This is a genomic window from Mesorhizobium sp. M4A.F.Ca.ET.020.02.1.1 (assembly GCF_004022645.1).
GTDB lineage: Bacteria > Pseudomonadota > Alphaproteobacteria > Rhizobiales > Rhizobiaceae > Mesorhizobium.
Window position 1 is genome coordinate 1 of record NZ_RZOI01001061.1, and the last position, 1498, is coordinate 1498.

A 1498-nucleotide genomic window follows, 5' to 3' on the forward strand; every position below is an offset into this window, starting at 1 on the left:
GTTCCACCGACCAGCAGGCCAGCGGACTGAGAGCTGGCGCGCGCAAGGCCTCGCCGGTGCGCAAATCGAAGCATGCGTGATGCCAGGGACACCGCACGGTATCCTCCACCACAAGACCGTCGACGAGCGGCCCACCGTAATGTGTGCAGGACGCCGCGACGGCAAAGACCTCGGCGCCGCGGCGCACCAGTAGCACTTCTTCATCGCCGCAGTGGCCGACCAGCTTGCCGCCATCGGCAAGGTCGGAGAACGCGATGCCCTGAGCCAGGTCCGGCCCGTCTGATTTGGTGTGACCCGCAGCCATGTCCTTCTCCCTGGCGATCCAATCGCCTGTGCGGCCGAGAAACGGAAATCTCGAGGTCCACCGGCCCGAAAGAGCCGCTTTCCGGCCAGCTTGGCTCCAGCTTCTCGACACCGCCCAAACGCCCGGCCGCGTCATTCGTTGCCGCCTGGCGGCATGCATCCGTCATTTTCCCGGAACCGCTCGATCTGTTCCAGCGTTTGCCGGCGGAACGGGACGCGCATCGGCTTGCTGCGTCGAGCTCCAAAGGGCGACGTTCGCGCATGACCGCTTCGCGCCGTCGGGCCCCGCCAATGGCGGGCGTGACCGTGACAGGACGAACAGGGTATAAAACGATCTGGCAGCAGACTGGTCGAGGAAAGCTCCACCGTCATGAAACCGATGAACGAAGAGCACCTTGCGATCCTACGCAGGCACATGGTCGAGATGATTGCGATCCTCGCCGACCTTACAAGCGACGAACTCGGCAAGGCAGCGTTCGAAGAGCGGGTGATGGCTTCGATGCTGCGGGTGCCGCGACATCTCTTCGTGCCGGCCTCGGTCGCGCCTTATGCCTACCAGGACATGCCGCTGCCGATCGGCTTCGACAAGACCATCTCTCAGCCCTTCATGGTCGCTCTGATGACCGATCTCCTTGCTCCCCGACGCCACGAGTCGGTGCTCGAGATCGGGACCGGACTGGGTTATCAGACCGCGATTCTCGCGGAACTCGCCGGACAGGTCTGGAGCGTCGAGATCATCGAGGAATTCGCCAGCCAGGCCGAGGATCTGCTGCGGGGCCTTGGCTTCTCCAACGTCGCCATCCGTGTCGGGGACGGGTCTCGCGGCTGGCCCGAGCACGCTCCGTTCGACAAGATCCTGGTGAGCGTGGCGGCCGACCGGACGCCGCCGGCTCTGCTCGACCAGCTCAAGCCAGGGGGACGTCTGGTTCTGCCACTGGTGGCCGAAGACGTTCAGTTTCTGACTGTTATCGACAAGGCCGCGGCAGGGCAGATCAAGACCCGCAAACTCATTCCGGTCCGGTTCAGCCGGCTCGAAACCGTCTGATGCGGTGCGCACAGCTGGCACGACCGCGCTTTCCGACCCTGACGCAGCTCCGGCAAACGCCGCTCGCAGCTGAAAGACCGCAGTAGGTACGGCTCTCGCCCCTAACTGCGCACCTGCCGCAGCACTGTCTTTTCCACCACAGGCTCCAGC

General features: G+C 64.4%; 2 protein-coding genes. One reads left to right on the forward strand and one right to left on the reverse strand.

Annotation, left to right across the window (positions count from 1 at the left end):
- Positions 1-304: Rieske 2Fe-2S domain-containing protein (locus EN742_RS34790; protein ID WP_148670519.1), on the reverse strand; the 304-nt coding region annotated here is incomplete at its 3' end.
- 369 nt (positions 305-673) lie between these two features.
- Here EN742_RS34790 and EN742_RS34795 point away from each other — a divergent pair.
- Positions 674-1348 carry a protein-L-isoaspartate(D-aspartate) O-methyltransferase gene (locus EN742_RS34795; protein WP_128333864.1) on the forward strand — a complete coding sequence of 225 codons (675 nt, stop codon included), beginning with the start codon at positions 674-676 and terminating at the stop codon, positions 1346-1348.
- Positions 1349-1498 lie beyond the last annotated feature (150 nt).

What these genes read in the sequence shown, in the direction of transcription:
- EN742_RS34795 (WP_128333864.1), top strand. Translation starts at nt 674, where the DNA reads ATGAAACCGATGAACGAAGAGCACCTTGCGATCCTACGCAGGCACATG.